Annotated in this window: 1 protein-coding gene; it reads right to left on the bottom strand. The window is 53.8% G+C overall.

What is annotated here, in order from left to right; genetic code table 11:
- On the bottom strand, positions 1–312 hold a 312-nt coding region (locus tag MXD62_RS08180), incomplete at both ends, for an alanine racemase (protein ID WP_248828800.1).

Genomic DNA, 312 nt, shown 5'->3' with positions numbered 1-312 from the left:
CCCCCAATCTACCCATACCCGTATCTACTTTGAGATGGATACCAAGCTTCCCGTTCTCACCGTTGTCCAACAGGCGAGCAGCTTCATTTATCCAATCCGGCTGATACGCGGTCAGCTCCACGTTCCAGTGGCGAGCTTGTTCAACCGAATCGAGCGGGGTATAGCCCAACACGAGAATTGGCGCCGTGATTCCCGCTTTGCGCAGAACAATCGCTTCATCCAGCAACGCTACAGCTAAAGAATCCGCGCCAGCCCCTAACGCTTCGCGTGCTATGGAAACTGCTCCATGTCCATAACCGTCCGCTTTTACAA

Origin of the sequence: Frankia sp. Mgl5, from assembly GCF_023242985.1 — a bacterium.
In the GTDB taxonomy this organism is placed as follows: domain Bacteria; phylum Actinomycetota; class Actinomycetes; order Frankiales; family Frankiaceae; genus Parafrankia; species Parafrankia soli.
The sequence above is the reverse complement of the archived record's forward strand: the minus strand, read 5'-3'. Positions and strand labels throughout refer to the sequence as shown.